Origin of the sequence: Acetivibrio cellulolyticus CD2 (assembly GCF_000179595.2) — a bacterium.
Lineage (GTDB): Bacteria > Bacillota > Clostridia > Acetivibrionales > Acetivibrionaceae > Acetivibrio > Acetivibrio cellulolyticus.
The window spans coordinates 1174233-1192635 of the sequence record NZ_JH556653.1 but is presented as its reverse complement, the minus strand read 5'-3'; the positions used below and the strand labels follow the sequence as shown (position 1 = coordinate 1192635).

Here is an 18403-nt window from a genome sequence, read left to right as displayed (position 1 = left end):
TTATCAAAGCGGCCCTTACCTTTTTTGCTGATAAAGTCAACCAGTTCTTCAATTGGCATATACGAAATTTCATCAACAGAAAAGAATTCTTCAATAATGCTGCTGGATGTAGCACCAAATGTATCTGAAAATATCTTTTCTTGGGCAAGAGAAGAAAATTTCAGAAACAAATTATTAAGGAACCAGTTTTCTCTCTTGAAAGGTTTTGAACAGTATGAAATCTAGCTCGCGTAAGCTTTTGCAATGCTTTATATCTTTCGTCCATGTAGACCTCCTTGTTTATACGACCAAAACGCAGATGTTCTGCTATAATCCAGGCATCTATATCATCGGTTTTTGGAAGGTCAGGATACATTGCTTTAAACTTGTTAACCTGTGTGGGATTAAGAACATGTATTTAGTATTTAATCTATTTACAGAGGTATCTTGTTTTAAGAAATAAACAAGAGGATCACCATAGACAGAAGTAGATTCAAGACCAATAGTGATTGAGTCAAAGTTGTTTTTTCAGCGAGTTGTGTAACTTTTTAGAGAGAGTATTTGCACCTGGAACTGAGTTTAAAACAACAAATTTAGCAAGACTGGTTCCATCAGGATGGAGGATACGGACTTTATTGTCTTTGAGACTAACATCAATACCTACCAACAATGAATTTGACAATGAAATCACCACCTTTCTGATTAAAAATTTTGAGCTATTGAACTTAACTAATGCCCGTGGTACCTGACGCATCAACATCCTCGCAATTAGAATACACCTCTTGAATCTCTATGCACGACTCCTTGAACTGCCATACAGGAGAGAGATAAAAAGAGAAAAACACCCAGCGGTTTAAAGCTAACATCAGGCCAGGGGAACTGACTTTAACAGAAGCGACATAAAAATGCCCTACAGGAGTTGAACAGAACCATCCTCAATAGCCACTATTATTGTTACACGAGCATTAGTTAAGTTCAATAGCTAACAAAAATCAAATTATCAAGGAGCATTAGCTTTGAGTCAGTGCTAGAGTACAAAAAACTTTTTCAAGAATCCAGTTGACAACGAGCCTCCCCCATATGATTAGGCAGCCGAAGAGGCAGCCACCCTATCCCCAAAGGAGGTCTTTGGAGAAGGAGTAAAGGGGATATGGCGGCTGCAGCCTTAGCAGGCTATCATATGGGCCCCACTCATTGTAAACCGCACTTAAAAAACTTTTTTGCACCCCAGCTACATTGCCTCAAAGAGTTTTCGTAAAGAAAACTCCCAGTTGATTTATGGTAAATGAACAAGGAAATGTAAGGGGTTCAACTGGAAAATCTAAGACTTAAACCTTACAAAATATATTATACGAGGGAGTTGTTAGAGCTGTTGAGGGGCTAATTGAACGGGTTCAGCTAAAGTCTGATATTAATATCAATTTTGAGGCATTTAATGTTAACTCACGACTGGAATATGAAGAAATATTGACAGTGTACAGGATAATCCAAGAATTGGTAAATAATGCAGCTAATCATTCTAAGGCTACGGAAGTTGATATAATGCTTCGGCAGGACAAGAATGTGATTACCATTTACTATCATGATAATGGTATTGGCATGGATTTAGACGAAGAAATTGATATCAGCAGGCATTTGGGCTTCCATGGTATCAAAGAGAGAATTCGTCTATTGGACGGAAGTTTCTCTTGCTGCTCGGAAGTTGGGGAAGGGCTTGAATTGTCATGCCAATTTCCAATTAAGATGGCTGCCGGTTTTTGATGGCAATTTAGGAACCTTTGATTAGATTAAGCCTTACACCCTTACGAATGGCATAAATACGGGAAGTTACCTTAAGCTTTTTGTAAATGTGGCTTAAGTGGTATTCAACATTGCGTTGCACCATTTGAAGTTTATCGGCAATTTCCTTATTTGTTTTTCCAATAGCTGCTTGTTGAAGGATGTCCAGTTCAAGTTCTGTTAAAGGCTCTTCCAGACTATCATCTTCTTGTTGAATTGATGGCTTTTCCAAATTAAGTTTTCTTATAAGCTCAAGAGGAAGCAGCATCATTTTCTCTTGAGCCATCATTATACCTGTTATGAGTTGATTGTCATTACAGGACTTATCAATTATACTGCTAACGCCCGACTTTATGAGAATATCAAAGTTTTCGGTTATGTCTTCACCGGATAATATAATAATAGTAGCATCAGGGTAAATCTCCAGAGTTTTTTTAGTTAATTCCAACCCATTCATATCAGGCATTTTCAGATCATAGATCATAACATCAAAGGCTTCCGTATTTAAAATTTCCAAGGCTGCTATACCTGAATGGCAAGCTGTTACCTTCATGTTGTGACTTTCAAGCAGCATTTTTGTTCCTGCTAAAATTGCCTTATGGTCGTCTACCATTAATACATTAATCATTTAAACCTCTCACTTTTGAAAACTTTTTTGTTCATTGTAACATAAAATAAGTTATTGAGCACCGAAAAATATACGTAATCATTTCCGAAAAAATACCGAAATAATATAGTGTTGATTTTTGTCGTACTGTTAGGGTATTTATTTCGGTGACTTAACGGATTAAGTGTGTTATATTCTTAAGTGTCAAAAAGTTGTAATCTGCAAAATATAGAAAAGCTGATACAATAGTGTATATTGGTAAGTTTAAAGGAGATGTAAAATTAGTGAATAAAATAGTGAAAATAACAGCAGCACTGACAGCAATGATCATGTTATTCTCTTTGCAAATTAATGTGTTTGCAGAAGAACAGGTATCGTCTGCGGCTGATCAGCCTAGTTCATGGGCATCGGAAGGTATCAAGTGGTCGAAAGTATATGGGCTTGCTACTGACGATATGCAAAAAAATTATACTTCAAGTGTAACCCGTGAAGAATTATATAGTGTTTGTGAAAGCGTTTATGAGAAAGTTACAGGGGACCAAGTTGTTACCGCTGATGTAAAGAGTCCGTTTAGTGATACGAACAGCGATGCAGTATTAAAGGCATGTGCTGCAGGTATTCTTAATGGGTCAGGCAAATTTGAGCCACAAAAAGAAGCAACAAGATTGGATATGGTTACAGTTATATATAATGTGATTAAAGCAGCTCAGCCGGACTTTGATTTTAATACTTCTGCAGAGCTTGCATTCAAAGATGCAAAAACAATACCTGAGGGGTCAAGAGACATAGTGAAATATGCAGTATATAAAGGAATACTAAAAGGTAGAAGTAATGATACCTTGGATCTTAGGAGTAGTTGCAGCAGGCAGGAACTTATAGTGTTTGCCAAAAATGCTTATGAGTTTATCATATATGAAGAAGGAAGGGATTCAAAAGGAGCGTTCTGGAAAGTTAGTGATAAGGATAGCAGTGTTTATCTGCTTGGTTCGATACATGTAGCTGATTGGTCAATGTATCCGTTATCTAAAGATATATTGAATGCTTATGATAAAGCTGATTTTCTTGCTGTTGAAGCTAATATAACAAATGAACAGGAAGTTGCTATGTATATGCTTCAAAAGGCTTTGTACAAAGATGACAATACACTCTATAAAAATGTTCCTAAGGAAGTTTATGACCGCTTTGTAGAGGCTATTAAACCTTATGGTATTAAGCCGGAATTTTATAATAAGTTTAAACCATGGTATGCAGCATTGCTTGTACAAAATTTACAGATTACTGAGAATTCACTTAGCGGAGAGCTTGGAATAGATATGTTCTTCCTTGAAAAAGCTGCCGGGCAAAAAGATATATTAGAGATTGAAGGGGCAAAATTTCAGGTAGACTTGTTTGATTCCTTTTCAAATGAGCTTCAGGTAGAATATCTGGCAGGAGCATTAGCTCCTGATGATGAAGCACAGGAAGAAGCAATGGATACTCTTGATGACATGATAATGTCTTGGAAAACAGGTGATACGCAGGGATTGGAAAAGCTGGTGAAATCAGAAGAGGCTGAAACCAGTGCGATGAAAGAATTCAATGAAAAGTTGTGGAACTCAAGAGACACCAATATGGCGGAAAAGGTTAAGGGATATCTCGCTGACCCTGAAGGCAAAACGTACTTTGTAGTAGTCGGTGCAGGACATATGGTTGGGAAAACCGGTATTGTTGCTCAACTAGGCGGCGAATATGAAATAGAGCAAATAAAATAAGTGAAAAACCATCAAAAATAAGTTATCTGTTTTATATGTTCAAATTAAAACAATATTTACAATACCAGTAGTAGATAGGGCATGTAATGCGTGGTAACTTAATTTTATACAACACTCCACATCCTAATTTTGTGGAGTGCCTCCTTCCAAACTTCAGGTGGGATAAAGTTTCCACCTGAAGTTGAGATTTTTTAATGACTACTTGCTTCAAGGCAATTAACAAAGGACAGTTTGGATATAATCCGACCTGTCCTTTATTATATGAATTATCTGAGTGAATTTTTTAAAACTCTGCTAATACACATGAGATTTTAGTTTTAAAACCATATTTTACTCTTTAAAAGCCTTTAAGGTAAGTGTTGCATTGTGACCACCGAATCCAAATGAATTTGATAGAGCGTAGGTAATATCTGCTTTCCTGCCGATATTTGGCACATAGTCCAGATCACATTGGGGGTCGGGGGTCTTGTAATTTATGGTAGGAGGCAAAAAGCCTTCTTTTAGTGAAAGCGCAGTAATAATGGCTTCTATAGCTCCGGCGCCTCCAAGGAGGTGGCCTGTCATTGATTTGGTGGAACTTACGGCAAGCTTATATGCATGTTCGCCAAATACTGATTTTATAGCTGCAGTTTCGTTTTTATCATTTAATTGGGTTGAAGTTCCATGAGCATTGATGTATCCAATATCTGAAGGTTTTATACCTGCATCCTCAATTGCAAGTCTCATGCACCTTGCACCGCCTTCTCCGCCTTCTGCTGGCGCGGTGATGTGGTAAGCATCGTTTGTACAGCCATAGCCTACTATTTCAGCAATTATATCCGCACCTCTGTTAACAGCATGATGATACTCTTCAAGTATTAAAATTCCAGCACCTTCACCCATGATAAAACCATTCCTGTTAAGGTCAAAAGGCTTGCAACAAGTCAGTGGATCTTCGTCTGTTGACATTGTTTTACTTGCACAAAAACCTGCGTAGGTCAATCTTGTAATTGGAGCCTCGGTACCTCCTGATATCATTACATCGGCATCACCACGTTGGATAACTTTAAAGGCATCTCCAATAGAATTTGTAGACGAAGCACACGCAGTAACTACACATTCAGTAAAACCTTTAGCACCAAATTTAATTCCTACATTTCCCGATGCCATATTAGGTATCATCATTGGAACAAAAAACGGACTTACTCTTCCGGGGCCCTTTTCAAGAAGAACACTATACTGATTTTCCAGAGTTTCAATGCCACCTATTCCTGAACCGATTATTACCCCCATCCGTTCATTATTTACTTTATTAATATCCAGTTTTGAATTCTCAACTGCCAATTGAGCTGCTGCTATGGCATACTGAGAGAATTTATCCATTCGTTTAACTTCTTTTTTATCAATAAAATCACTTGGGCTAAAGTCCTTAATTTCTGAGCCAACTTTGGTTGGAAGATCAGATACATCTATTCTCTCAACTACGCTGATACCGCACTTGCCACTTTTTATAGACTGCCAGAATCTGTCCGCACCGATTCCAAGCGATGAAACAACCCCTACACCTGTAATAACTACTCGTCTTTGCATATAAATACCCTCCCTACAATTGTGCCGCATTAAGTTGTATGCGTTAAATAAAATTAGATAAAAGAACGAAATGTTAAATTTAAATGTGTTTTGTAGTGTTTACTTGAATAACAATAACATATATAATAAATTAAAAATGAACAGGAATTGCTTTTTATAAAAAAGGCGTTAAAAAATATTATGAATGCAAAAGAGATTATCTCACAGTGTGTAGATTATATTGAAAATAATATTTATAACAAGATTACATTAGATGATATTTCCCAGCATACAGGAATTTCAAAATACCACTTGCATAGAATATTTAAGTCACTTACAGGTGAGCCGTTGATGGAGTACGTCCATTCACGCAAACTGACTTCAAGTATTAGAGAACTTATTAACACCAATATGAGAATAATTGATATAGCTTATCACTATGGTTTTGAATACGAACAATCATATATCAGGGCTTTTAGAAAAAAGTTCGGATATACACCGCTTAGAGTCAGGTCTGGCCAGATATCGTTAATAATTCAGGAAAAGGTAAATGTTAATGACATTTTGTCATTGAACAGTTCTGTAGCCTACAAGCCATTTTTTGTATTTAAAAACAAGTTTAATTTGGTAGGGGTGCAGCACAAGATTTTAAGTAAATCTGGTGATAATATTGCCAATACTTACGGACGCGATTTCTTTTATAACCATAAAGATAGAATTCAAAATTCCATAAACCCTAATATATATTTTGGTTATACTGACTGGAGCGGGAACAATGATGGCTATATTTATTATATGCCTTCAGCTCAGGTTTCTGATCTGACATGTATACCGGACGGAATGACTGCTATTTCAATACCTGCCCATAAATATGTTGTGTTTAGGTTTGTAGGATTTTTCAGCCCTGCAGAGATAAAGGGAAGGCAAATAGGGCGATTACTTGTCAATCTTCACAAAAAGTGGATTTATAATTCCAACTTTAAATTTGCGGACACCTTCAGGTTTGAATATATAGATATTAGCCAGTCTTCGGATAATTACTGTGAACTTGACATATATCAACCAATAACTGATTTAGTGGATGTAATGAACCGGGAATAGTTTGGTTTGAGATATGTTGTATAGAACTGTGATTGAGTATGGGTTGTTGTAAAATGTCGCTTAATTACATCATATTGTGCAGTTTTGAAAAGTTTAGGCACAATGTGGAGCGGTTATAAGGCATTTTTCAATGGCCCTTTGTCTTTTTAGTTTGTAAAGATATTTTACAAGAATATATGAAAATTTACGGTATTTTTACGGTATTTTGAGTAAATTTTCGTGGTTAGTGCTGGCTAAATATGTTATAATTTGTGCACAGAAATAGAAAACTTGCTGATTGTATGCTAATTAAATTCATATACATAAAAAATTAAATAATTTTAGGGGGTAAAGGTTTTGAAAAGAATTATTAAAAGGCTATTGGCAGCTTTAGTTGTTTTATGCATGGTAGCAGCGTTGCTGCCTGCAATGAGTTATGAAGTTGTTAAGGCGGAAGAAACAAATGAAATGGATGTTGGTGACTATGTGCAGTTTGGGCAATACTGGGATGATCCTATTGTTTGGAGAGTAATTAATAAAAATGATGATGGAAGTTTGATGTTGTATTCTGACAGAATTCTTTGTTGTAAAGCTTTTGATGCAAATGGTGATACTACCGATGGTAGGGATGATGCTGAGGGAAACAGAGTAAAGTATGGTAGTAACAATTGGGAAAAAAGTAATCTTCGTGAATGGCTGAACAGTGAAGACACTGTTGTACAATATAGTCACCAAAAACCTGATGCTGAGCATTTACGATTGCAATACAATTATTCTACAGGAGAAGATGGACCTGGATATAATCCATATGATAAAGAATCAGGATTTTTATCTAATTTTACAAAAGCCGAACAAGATGTTATTGCGCCTTATGAACATGATGTGATATTGTCAGAAGTGGACAAGGATATACGTACTGGTGGAAGTGAGGAGTATATTCAAACGAGATCATCATTTCAGTTTCCGGAAAGTTATGATTTTAGAATAGATATAGAAAGCTATTTAGCAGCAGGTCAAAATTTTTGGATTTATGATCCGAAAAGTTGTGAGAATGCTAATATAAATACTCCAATTAAAATTAAGACCGATTATACTAGGAATGTTGAGCTTACTATAGAAGGTGATACCTATAGGATTACTCTTGATCGTATAATTGATGGGAAGCCTGCGGTATATGAAAAGAGTGGTACAATAGATAAAGACGAAATAAATTTTATAATTATAGATAATTATCCATTGCATGTTGTAGAAAATCAACATATAGGAGCAAACGTCAACATCGTTAATAATTCGGGAAAGAAAATTAATATTTATCAACCAAATTACTCGAAGAGAGTGATGACTAGAGACCGGGATGGAGAGGTAATATTAGGAACATCAGAAAAAGAAAACGCATTAGTAATTACTTCACCACTAATAAATAACATTAATAATTCTTACTATAAAAATATTATGGACAAAGTGTTTCTTCTTGATACTAATCAACTAACAAATTATGTATATAATAGAGGGTGGGAGTTTAAAAGTATTCCGACTTTTCAGGCAGTCCTAAATTCAGATTATAAATATGAAGGATATTTTAATGACAAAGATACTTGGTTTAACTGGATTCTTGCTCCTTTAGGATCAGGTGTAAGATTAGCTGATGGGCTTGGAGAGGCAAGTTCTTTAGCATACGATGGAAGTATTGGAGTTTGTCCAGCACTAAACCTAAAGGCGGGTGTAAAAACATCAGGTGGCGATGGCAGCCAATCAGATCCGTTTGTTGTTTTGGGGGAAGAAGGTTTTGAGAGCCCCATAGCAAGAAGTGATGTGGGCAGCGTTCCATTAACCTCAAATTATGTAGTTGTGGGTGATTACTACTCAAAGAAGCCGATTGCAGGAGCGTCAATAAAAATTGGTGACCAGATTGTAAAAACAGATATGAATGGTATGGTTGAACTTGATAGTCTTCCTGAAGGGAAATATGATTTGAATATTGAAGCAACAGACTATCAAAGTCACGCTTGTGTTTATGACTTAAAACTTGGAAGGGTGGAAATATTCTATCTAAAACCGGACAAGCAGTTTCTTGAACCATACATAACGAAAATAAACTTAAACGATGGAAATAGAGATTATGACCTGTTAAGACAAGTAAAAGAATACAGGAAAATTTCCAGTGATTCGGATATAAAATTGGAGGATTACTGTTGTATTAAAATGGAAGCTGAAAGAAGAGGTAAAACAGTAAAGTACATATTGTCGCAGGGCTGGGATAAAAAACTAGAAAGTGTGTCAGGTCAATTTGATGCTGTAGCTATAGGTCGGACATTTGAACCAGGGAAAAAGATTTATGCAATTGTCCAAGCTGAAGACGGAACTAGCTCAGAACCTATTGCTACTAATCTTTCAGTATTTAGTTCCAGGTTTGAGGGGAGTATTGGAAGTGAAAGCGAAGGTTCATTAAATCTAGGATCAAAAACAGGGGTGACAATACCAGGTAACTTACCTGTTATTGGTGGTGCGGAAATTAATTTTGGTTTTGGGGACATTCCTTTAACTTATTCTGAAGAAGGTGACAACTTCAAGATTGCCTTTGGTTTAAAAAAAGAGGCAGGAGTGGAGGAAGACGTAACTAAATCCAAACAGAGTTGGTCAAATTTGAAGAAGGCAATTAAAGAGTTTAAAACTAATCGCGATGATTTCAGCAAGTTCAAAGACTTAAATAAGATGCTTAATACAAAGAAAGCCTGTTTGACAACAGTTGTTGGTTGGGATACCGAAGCTGAAGTCTGTGGGTATATAGAAGGGGTGAAGCAGAAAAATGGTTCGCTTATAGTATCAGAAGGGTCTCTTTTGTTAAATTTTGGATTTAAAGCTAGCAAGTCAATGCAATATATTGTTGGGCCTGTCCCGGTTTATTTGACAGTAGAAGGTGGTATTAAAGTAGAAACTTTAAGTGAGATAACAAAATATATTTTGGAGTCCAATGAAGTAATTCTAAATACTGATTTGAAATTTATTCCACGTTTCGAATTGGAAGGTGGAGTAGGTGTTGTTGGGGTTTGTACTGTTGGAGCATCAGGAGAAGCAGAACTGGAATTTTTACTAAAGTACCCTGAGAATTATGCTAAAATATCATTAACTGGAAAAATGAATTTAAAAGCCAAAGCATTAATTTTTGAAGCAAAGAAAGAAATAGCTAAGGGTACATGGAATATCTATGAAGGAAATGTAGCAAAAGATTCGGGAATCAAGATGGCACCAAATTATAAACCACTGGATGTATATGATGAGGCCAGCTATACTGTTATGCCAAGAGACTACATTAACAAACCTTCTGTCTGGAGTGGAGATAGTAAGTTAAAGAGATCGCTGGGTGTAATGCTATCATCAGATTATACAAATAAAGAGGTTAAGACCCTCCAGACCAATATTTATCCTGATGCACAGCCACAGTTGGCAATAGCAGGTGATAAAAGGGTTATGGTTTGGGTTGCAGATAATGCCGAAAGATCGGCAGTTAATAGAACAATGCTAGTATACTCAATATATGATAATGCTACAGATACATGGAGTGCTCCTGTAGCTGTTGATGACAACAGCACAGCAGACTTTTACCCAAGTTTGGCATCGGACAATGAAAATCTTTATTTAGTGTGGCAGGACAGCAATAAAGTATTTGATGATTCAGTAACACTTGAAGATGCTGCAGCATCGGGTGAAATTGCTGTTGCAAAATTTAATCCGGAAACAAATACTTTTGATAATGCATCTAAGCTTACAGATAATGACACAGTTGATACACAGCCACAGATAGCTGTTGAAGGTGGTAAAGCCTTTGTTGTATGGACAAGCAATAGTGAAAACAACCTGTTTGGAAATTCGGGACAAAACACTATATATTATTCAGAATTGAACACCGGAACCTGGTCAAGCCCAACTGTGTTGGTGAGTGGCCTTAATGCAGTTACATCGCTTGATGCAGGCTATATGGATAATTCATTCAGAACTGCTTATGTGACAGATCAGGATAATGACTTAGATACTATTGATGACAGAGATGTATCTATAGCAACACCAGATGAAGAGGTGATTAAACTTACCAATAACCAAACGATGGATTCAGCTCCTGTGTTTGCAGATTTTGATGGCTCAAATGCTTTGTATTGGTATAATGACAGCAATATTTCGTATTTGACCAGTATATCAGGCATACCTTCAACAATATTTGAAGAGGCTCAGCATGGATTAAGAGATGACTTTGAGGTTGTTAACAATTGTACGGGAAAAACCGCTGTAATATGGACGGGTACGGAAGAAGGGATAACTGAAATAAATGCTGTCATGTATGATAAAGATAAAGGTCTTTGGAGTGAGGATGTGAAAATTTCTGATATAGGAAGTAAAGTTCAATTCCCAAGTGGTGTATTTGATGAAAACGGTAATTTTAACATTGCTTTTAATAAATTGACTACAACTGAGGAAGGTATAGAACAATCGGATTTGTGTACTGTAAAGGTTACACCTTCTTATAACATTGCAGTAAATGATGTAAGTTTCGACCCCAAAAATATGATACCAGGTTCAGAAATGCCCATAGAAGTTGAGGTTGAGAATAAAGGTGAACTTAGTGTTGATCAATTTAAAATTGATGTTAGTGGTGAAAACGGAAGTAAGAACTCTGTAGTTGAGACGGTAACAATTTTACCAGGAGAGACAAAAGTAATCAATGCAACGTTGCATGTAGGTGATATTGTTAAAAAAAGCAAGTATACTGTTACAGTTACACCATCTGCAGGAAATGAATTTGATACAAGTGATAATGCAAAGGAATTTACAGCAGGCTACACTGATATTGCTTTAGACATTGAGCAAAATAGTTTTGAAGACATGGATACTGTAACTGTTAATCTCTCTAATTTGAGCCATGTTTGTACAGGTGCTAAATTAAAAATTAGGGAAGGTTCAATTGATGGAAATGTAATTGATACAAAGGAAATTGCTAATATAGTAAATGGCCAGAATCTATCATACATATACAATATTGACAAAAATACACTTAAATACGCAGAAGGTATAAAACAGCTTTACTTTACCGTAGAATCAGATGTAGAAGAAATATCTACAGGTGATAATAGTGATTTCGTTGTTATAAGTGAACCAATGCCGGAATTTGTTTACGGAGATGTAAATGATGATGGTTTGGTTAATAGTATAGACTTCGGATATATGAGACTGTATTTGATAGGAATGCGACAGGACTTTCCTTCAAATAATGGTAAAGCTGCAGCAGATGTGACTGGTGACGGATTAGTTAATAGTATAGACTTTGCCTATATGAGGCAATATTTGATAGGAATGATAAATAAATTTCCAATAGAGATGAAGTGATTATCTAACTGTTTAGGAATGCCGAAGATATAACTTCGGCTATTCCTTTGTATGAGTAAGGGCAGAATCTGTAATTAGATAGATTATAGATTCTGCCCTTTATCTGTTATTTAAAAGAAAAAACCAAGAAAACGAAAGAAAGAGGAAATATTAATTTAAAATATCAATATATATAACATAAAGTGGATAAAGAAGCATTTGATAAAATTTTGTAAACGTTTTATGATTGTGTTATAGTCAAAGAAGGTCAAAGTCAATAAAAGGTTTGTGTTTTGACTCTAAACATAGAATGCAATAAAGTTATTTTCGGGGCAATAATTTGTTCTACTCATTATATGATGAAGTATAAGATTGATGAATGGTCTTAAAAATAATAGAAGGTGAATCAAGAAAGGTGTGATGCTTAAATGCAGTACAAGGATTATTACAGTATTCTCGGTATAGATAAGAATGCTACACAGGATGATGTGAAAAAGGCATATAGAAAGCTTGCAAAGAAGTATCACCCTGATGCCAATCCGAATGACAAAAAGGCTGAAGATAAGTTTAAAGAAGTTAATGAGGCATATGAGGTGTTGGGTGATGCTGGAAAGAGAAAGAAATATGATACCTTTGGAAGTGAGGTCAATTTCCAGAACGGATATGATTTTGATCCTTCCCAGTATGGGTTTGGCAATAATGTGAGGTATGAGTACAGCGCCGGTTCCGGTGAAAATTATAGTGATTTTTTTAATTCATTCTTTGGTGGTGGTGGATTCGATTTAGGCAGTATATTTGGAGGGGCCGGAACTAATAGAAGAAGACAAAACTATGCTGCAAAGGGAGAAGATATTGAAGCGGTAATTGAGATATTGCCTGAGGAAGGGTTTAGCGGCATTGAAAAGAGTGTAAGTATAAGAGGTCGTACCGGTGATAAGAATCTCTCATTTAGGGTACCAAAAGGTGTAAGGGATGGCGAAAAGATAAGACTTAAAGGGCAAGGAGAACCGGGAACAAATGGTGGCGTAAAAGGAGATCTTTATCTAGTAGTAAAATTCAAAAAAAGAAGCCGATTTGAAATTGATGGGAAAGATCTATTGACAACAATAGATGTTATGCCATGGGATGCTGCGTTAGGCACCGAAAAGTCTATAGATATATTGGATGGGAGGATATTGATTAAGGTTCCTCCGGGAATTCAAACTGACAGCAAAATTCGTGCTGCCGGCAAGGGGTATACTGACAGAAACGGAGCCAGAGGGGATCTGTATATTAAAGTGAGGATTGTAAATCCAAAGGTTATGACACCTGAGATTAGGGAACTTTATAATAAATTGAAAGAAGTATCGAAAGCAACTACAACTTAATTTGAAAAATTTATGCAGTGATTTTATTGTAACTGTAGAGGAGGGAACAGTATGAATATTGATAAATTTACTGAAAAGGCGCAAGAAGTTATTTCTTCGTCCCAGGAAATTGCCATTAGGTTGGGACACCAGCAGGTTGACGGAGAACATATACATCTTGCAATGTTAAACCAGGATGATGGGTTGATACCGAAGCTTGTTAGTTATATGGGAATTAATACACAAATATATATAAATGATTTGGAAAAGGAGCTTGAAAGGCTGCCTAAGGTGTATGGAAGCGGTGCAACCAGCATGTATGCTACGAGAAGATTTAATGAAATCCTTATTCGTGCTGAAGATGAGGCAAAAAAATTCAAAGACGATTATACAGGGGTTGAGCATATATATATTGCTCTTTTAAAAGAAAAGGATACACCATCTCACAGTATATTCAAACGTTATGGGATTAATCTTGAAAAGTTTATGGCAGCTTTGAGCAAAGTTAGAAGCAACCAGAGGATAACTACAAAAAATCCTGAAGAGACTTATGATGCCCTAAAAAGGTTTGGCAGGGATTTGGTAGAACTTGCAAGGCAGGGAAAGGTTGACCCTGTAATTGGCAGAGATGCTGAAATACGCAGGGCTATACGTATTCTGTCAAGAAGAACAAAGAACAATCCTGTATTAATTGGAGAGCCTGGGGTTGGAAAAACTGCTGTTGTTGAAGGGCTTGCCCAAAGAATACTTAAAGGTGATGTTCCGGAAGGGCTGAAGGATAAGACCATATTTGCCCTGGATTTGGGAGCATTGATTGCTGGTGCGAAATACAGGGGCGAATTTGAAGAGCGTTTGAAGGCTGTATTAAATGACGTCAATAAATCAAACGGTAGGATTATATTGTTTATTGACGAGCTTCACAATATAGTTGGAGCAGGTAAGGCTGAGGGGGCTATGGATGCGGGAAATATTTTAAAGCCTATGCTCGCAAGAGGGGAACTCCATTGTATCGGAGCAACTACACTGGATGAATACAGAAAATATATAGAAAAGGATGCAGCACTTGAGAGAAGATTTCAACCGATTCTGGTTGATCAACCTACGGTGGAGGATACAATATCTATTTTAAGAGGTTTAAAAGAACGGTTTGAAATACACCATGGGGTAAGAATTACCGACAATGCCATAATTGCATGTGCTGTATTATCTAACAGGTATATAAGCGATAGATTTCTTCCGGATAAGGCAATAGATCTTATGGATGAAGCCGCCGCCATGATAAGGACCGAAATAGACAGTATGCCTACAGAGCTTGATGAAATAAGCAGGAGGATTATGCAGCTTGAGATAGAACGACAAGCTCTTAGAAAAGAAGAAGATATTTCATCAAAGGAAAGGCTTGGAGTTCTGGAAAAAGAGATAGCTTCGCTCAAGGATCGGGCAGATACCATGAAGGCACAATGGGAGCTTGAAAAGCAGAATATAAAGAGGGAAAAGGACTTAAAACAGCAAATTGAGGATATAAAAAGGCAGATAGAGGAGGCGGAAAGAAATTACGATCTTGATAAGCTGGCTGTATTAAAGCATGGCAAGATGCCGGACCTTGAAAAGCAGCTTGAAAGCGAAAAACAGAGAATAAAATCCAGTGAAGCAAACAGCCTTCTTAAAGAAGAGGTTACTGAAGAGGAAATAGCAGAGATTGTTTCAAGATGGACAGGAATTCCGGTTACAAGGCTTGTAGAAAATGAAAAGGATAAGCTTCTAAACCTTGAAGAGATACTTCACAAGCGTGTTATTGGACAGGATGAAGCTGTGTGTGCAGTAAGTGACTCTGTCATACGTGCAAGATCGGGACTTAAAGATTTGAGAAAACCAATAGGTTCATTTATCTTTTTGGGGCCGACAGGAGTTGGTAAAACAGAGCTTGCGAAAGCACTTTCAGAAGCGCTGTTTGATACGGAAGAAAATGTTGTGCGCATAGATATGTCGGAGTATATGGAAAAGCACTCTGTAGCCAGACTAATTGGTGCACCTCCAGGATACGTAGGCTATGAAGAGGGTGGACAGCTTACTGAAGCTGTAAGGAGAAAACCTTATTGCGTAATACTATTTGACGAAATAGAAAAGGCGCATCCGGAGGTATTTAACGTCCTGCTCCAGCTTCTTGATGATGGACGTCTTACCGACAGTCAGGGGAGAACTGTAAATTTCAAGAATACTGTTGTAATAATGACATCAAATATCGGAAGCCAGCATCTTCTGAACAATATTTCCAGGGATGGGGAAATTGGTGATAAAGCAAGAAATGAGGTTATGAACGAGCTTAACAGGCATTTCAAACCGGAATTCTTAAACCGTGTTGATGAGATAGTGCTTTTCAAGCCTTTAAGAAAAGAGGAAATTATAAGAATAATTGATCTTGCATTGGCGGGTATTCAAAGAAGGCTTGATGACAGGCATATAAGGCTGAATGTTACTGACAGGGCTAAAGCGTTTATGGCAGAATCCTCCTATACGCCTGTATATGGTGCAAGGCCTGTAAAGAGGTATCTACAGAAGTTTGTTGAGACGGAGATTGGTAAAATGATTATTAAAGGGACTCTTTCAGATAGAATGGAAATAAAGATTGATTTTGATGAAGAAAAGTTAATACTTGATGTCGGATAAAGAACGATTGCATGCGTGTAATCAAAGTGGCCATGTCAAAAGACGAAATTCTCGGCTGATTACCGAGAATTTCGTTTTTGTATTTCAGGTTCTTAGTATTTTTTAAATTGGAAGCTGCTTAATAATAGCCAACAAGTAGCTTCTAAGTATAGCAAAATCAATAGAATTAATGCTGCCGTCACCATTTAAATCTCCAGATATCTTCCAATTATCACCTGGCATTTCTTTGACCATTCCAAGAAGATACATTCTCATAATAGCGAAATCAATCGAATTTGCATTTCCATCGCCTGTTACATCTCCATAAATAACAGCTGGTGTAACAGTAGGTATTGGGGTAGGAGTGGCAATTACCGTTCCAGGTTCGTCTCCCCATTCCAATTTACCATTGATATATCCAGTCACCTTTGACCAATCCTCATAATCTCCACCAGCTTCATTATATGAGTAGTCATTTGTCGGATCAATATCACTCCAATCGGTCTTCCAAAAACGGGTTGCAAAATAGAAGCTTTCTTCAGGTGCAATCTCTCCTGATTTAAAACCTATTTCCAAATAATGATCCGCACCATCAGTAGGTTTCTCCATTTTCACAAATGTGCCTGTAATATTACCTTCTCCTATTGGGGTATAATCACAGGAGAAGGTCTGTGCTTTCTCACCATCAATTGTATAATAATACCTGATCTTAACAGTACTGAGATCCAATGTTTTTGATGTTTGATTCATAATACAGAACTTTGGTGCTATTTGATTTGACGAAAAGAATGTACTGTTATACATTTGTACCACTATATCCTTGACTGGTGCAGGAGTTGTATATGCTGTAGGTATTGGTGTGTATGATACTGAAGGATCTCTATAGGGTTCTTTACCAAATACAAGCTTTTCCTCTTTATATACAGGAATACATTCCGTTCTGAAAAACTCAGTCTTTACAGTAGGCAAACCATCTCTGGAATAATCATTGGCAGCATCATAGCATGTAGCATTGGTAGTATATATCTTAAACTGAACCTGGCTCTTTCCAAACATTTGAACTGTAGTCGGCCAGTAAATCTCTGCAAAATAAATATGATTGCTTTCGTCCCATGGAATAAGCCCTGTTATCTTTGCTCCGTTGTCAGTAAAAGCAATACCTGTTTTAACATTTTTTACTGAATAACCATTCTCATAAAACTCACTTAAATTCACAAAATAGCGAACAGTTATGTCTTTTTCGAAGTGAGGAGGTGCCATATTTACATTATATATATTAGCATTAATAACAGTCTGCTGCTCATTCTCATATGTAACCTGTGCCTCGAGTGAATACTCAGCAGGCCCCGACTCTATATCAGGTGTTTCTTCAGGTGACTGATCCTTACCGAAAAGCTCTGTCATTCCAGCCATAGCACCTACAAATCCGGCATTATAGTCAAGTCCTACTTCAGTGTATACATATTGGTTGATATTATCAACGTATGTATCGTCATCCTTTGGACCACCAACTAAAGCTCCATAAAGTATATGCCTTTCGGGATCATCCTTGTCCTCTCTTGTAAGTTCTCCCTCAAGCCTTCCGCTTGCAGCCCTGTGATGGGGAAATTTGGGGTAGTTGTTACCAAAGCCTACAACATACGAACTTTCACGAGGATTATCACCTAATATATAGTCAATCTGACTTTTGGCGAAATCAACATACTTTTGGTTTGGACAATATTTATTGTATACAAGGGCTAAAAAGCTTTCTGATGCTACATATTTTAAGCATGCCCACTCGTGAAGGTATTTTAAACCTCCAGGCGTTGTTTTAATTGTATTCATCCAATAATCCAGGTTTTCTTCGGTTGCTTCCTTGTACTTGGGCTTGTCAGATAATTGGGACATCATCAGGTATACTCCGCCAAATACATCATCCCAACAGTGTGTCCAGTGATTATAGTACTCAACCTTATCTCCGCCAATACCTCTTTCTGTCATAAGCGTTTCTACATCATCCAGGTAGCTTTTATCTCCGGTTGCTACACATAGCCATATAGCCCCCCACATAAGTTCATCATAATAGTTTGCAGGGGTATAATAGGTTTGTGCTTTACTGTTTCCTCTGTACTTCTTGCCAAAGTTATACAACCTTTTTGCTGTATCAAGGCATTTCTCACTGTATTCCAAATCTCTGTCCTTATAATTCAGATACATCAATGACAGAGCTGCAGATGCACGTGTCTTTGACAGTTGAATAAATAAAAAATCCTTGAAAGCCAAGATATAGGCTTATTTTTTTGTCAATTTTTCAATATATGTATTGAGTA

General features: G+C 36.8%; 11 protein-coding genes. 6 read left to right on the top strand and 5 right to left on the bottom strand.

What is annotated here, in order from left to right:
- Positions 1–160: 160 nt before the first annotated feature.
- Together ACECE_RS31655 and ACECE_RS31650 are read right to left on the bottom strand one after the other, a co-directional pair.
- Positions 161–355, bottom strand: a complete 195-nt coding sequence (locus ACECE_RS31655) for an IS110 family transposase (RefSeq protein ID WP_010246158.1) — start codon at positions 353–355, stop codon at positions 161–163.
- Between the two features lie 138 nt (positions 356–493).
- Positions 494–661, bottom strand: coding sequence for an IS110 family transposase (locus ACECE_RS31650; RefSeq protein WP_235715921.1), 168 nt, complete (start codon positions 659–661; stop codon positions 494–496).
- A 791-nt stretch (positions 662–1452) separates the two neighbouring features.
- Between ACECE_RS31650 and ACECE_RS0207300 the strand changes: the two genes are divergently transcribed.
- Positions 1453–1740, top strand: coding sequence for a sensor histidine kinase (locus tag ACECE_RS0207300; RefSeq protein ID WP_040428018.1), 288 nt, complete (start codon positions 1453–1455; stop codon positions 1738–1740).
- A 7-nt stretch (positions 1741–1747) separates the two neighbouring features.
- On the opposite strand, the gene ACECE_RS0207295 is transcribed toward ACECE_RS0207300, so the two are convergent.
- Entirely contained in the window at positions 1748–2386 is a 639-nt protein-coding gene (locus tag ACECE_RS0207295; RefSeq protein WP_010246151.1) for a response regulator transcription factor, read from the bottom strand.
- 263 nt (positions 2387–2649) lie between these two features.
- Here ACECE_RS0207295 and ACECE_RS0207290 point away from each other — a divergent pair, with 263 nt between their 5' ends.
- A complete protein-coding gene (locus ACECE_RS0207290) occupies positions 2650–4116 on the top strand; it encodes a TraB/GumN family protein (protein WP_010246148.1) in 1467 nt (488 codons plus the stop codon).
- Between the two features lie 330 nt (positions 4117–4446).
- Here the strand turns inward: ACECE_RS0207290 and fabF are convergent, their stop codons facing one another.
- A complete protein-coding gene (gene fabF / locus ACECE_RS0207285) occupies positions 4447–5685 on the bottom strand; it encodes a beta-ketoacyl-ACP synthase II (protein WP_010246145.1) in 1239 nt (412 codons plus the stop codon).
- 180 nt (positions 5686–5865) lie between these two features.
- Between fabF and ACECE_RS0207280 the strand changes: the two genes are divergently transcribed.
- The 4 genes from ACECE_RS0207280 (at position 5866) to clpB (ending at position 16112) form a co-directional block, all read left to right on the top strand.
- Positions 5866–6765, top strand: coding sequence for an AraC family transcriptional regulator (locus ACECE_RS0207280; RefSeq protein WP_010246143.1), 900 nt, complete (start codon positions 5866–5868; stop codon positions 6763–6765).
- A gap of 336 nt (positions 6766–7101) precedes the next feature.
- Positions 7102–12120: a dockerin type I repeat-containing protein gene (locus tag ACECE_RS31645; protein WP_010246140.1), complete on the top strand. Its 5019-nt coding sequence runs from the start codon at positions 7102–7104 to the stop codon at positions 12118–12120.
- Between the two features lie 407 nt (positions 12121–12527).
- Positions 12528–13466, top strand: coding sequence for a DnaJ C-terminal domain-containing protein (locus ACECE_RS0207270; RefSeq protein WP_010246137.1), 939 nt, complete (start codon positions 12528–12530; stop codon positions 13464–13466).
- A gap of 51 nt (positions 13467–13517) precedes the next feature.
- Complete coding sequence (clpB, locus tag ACECE_RS0207265) at positions 13518–16112, top strand: ATP-dependent chaperone ClpB (RefSeq protein WP_010246134.1); 2595 nt, start codon at positions 13518–13520, stop codon at positions 16110–16112.
- Positions 16113–16214: 102 nt separating this feature from the next.
- Here clpB and ACECE_RS29185 read toward each other — a convergent pair whose 3' ends face one another.
- Complete coding sequence (locus ACECE_RS29185) at positions 16215–18356, bottom strand: glycoside hydrolase family 9 protein (RefSeq protein ID WP_010246130.1); 2142 nt, start codon at positions 18354–18356, stop codon at positions 16215–16217.
- Positions 18357–18403: the final 47 nt, after the last annotated feature.

Bases quoted from the DNA above. Each gene is read 5' to 3' on its own strand.
- ACECE_RS0207280 (WP_010246143.1), top strand. From the start codon at position 5,866: ATGAATGCAAAAGAGATTATCTCACAGTGTGTAGATTATATTGAAAAT.
- ACECE_RS31655 (WP_010246158.1), bottom strand. From the start codon at position 355: ATGTATCCTGACCTTCCAAAAACCGATGATATAGATGCCTGGATTATA.
- fabF (WP_010246145.1), bottom strand. From the start codon at position 5,685: ATGCAAAGACGAGTAGTTATTACAGGTGTAGGGGTTGTTTCATCGCTT.
- clpB (WP_010246134.1), top strand. From the start codon at position 13,518: ATGAATATTGATAAATTTACTGAAAAGGCGCAAGAAGTTATTTCTTCG.
- ACECE_RS0207270 (WP_010246137.1), top strand. From the start codon at position 12,528: ATGCAGTACAAGGATTATTACAGTATTCTCGGTATAGATAAGAATGCT.
- ACECE_RS0207295 (WP_010246151.1), bottom strand. From the start codon at position 2,386: ATGATTAATGTATTAATGGTAGACGACCATAAGGCAATTTTAGCAGGA.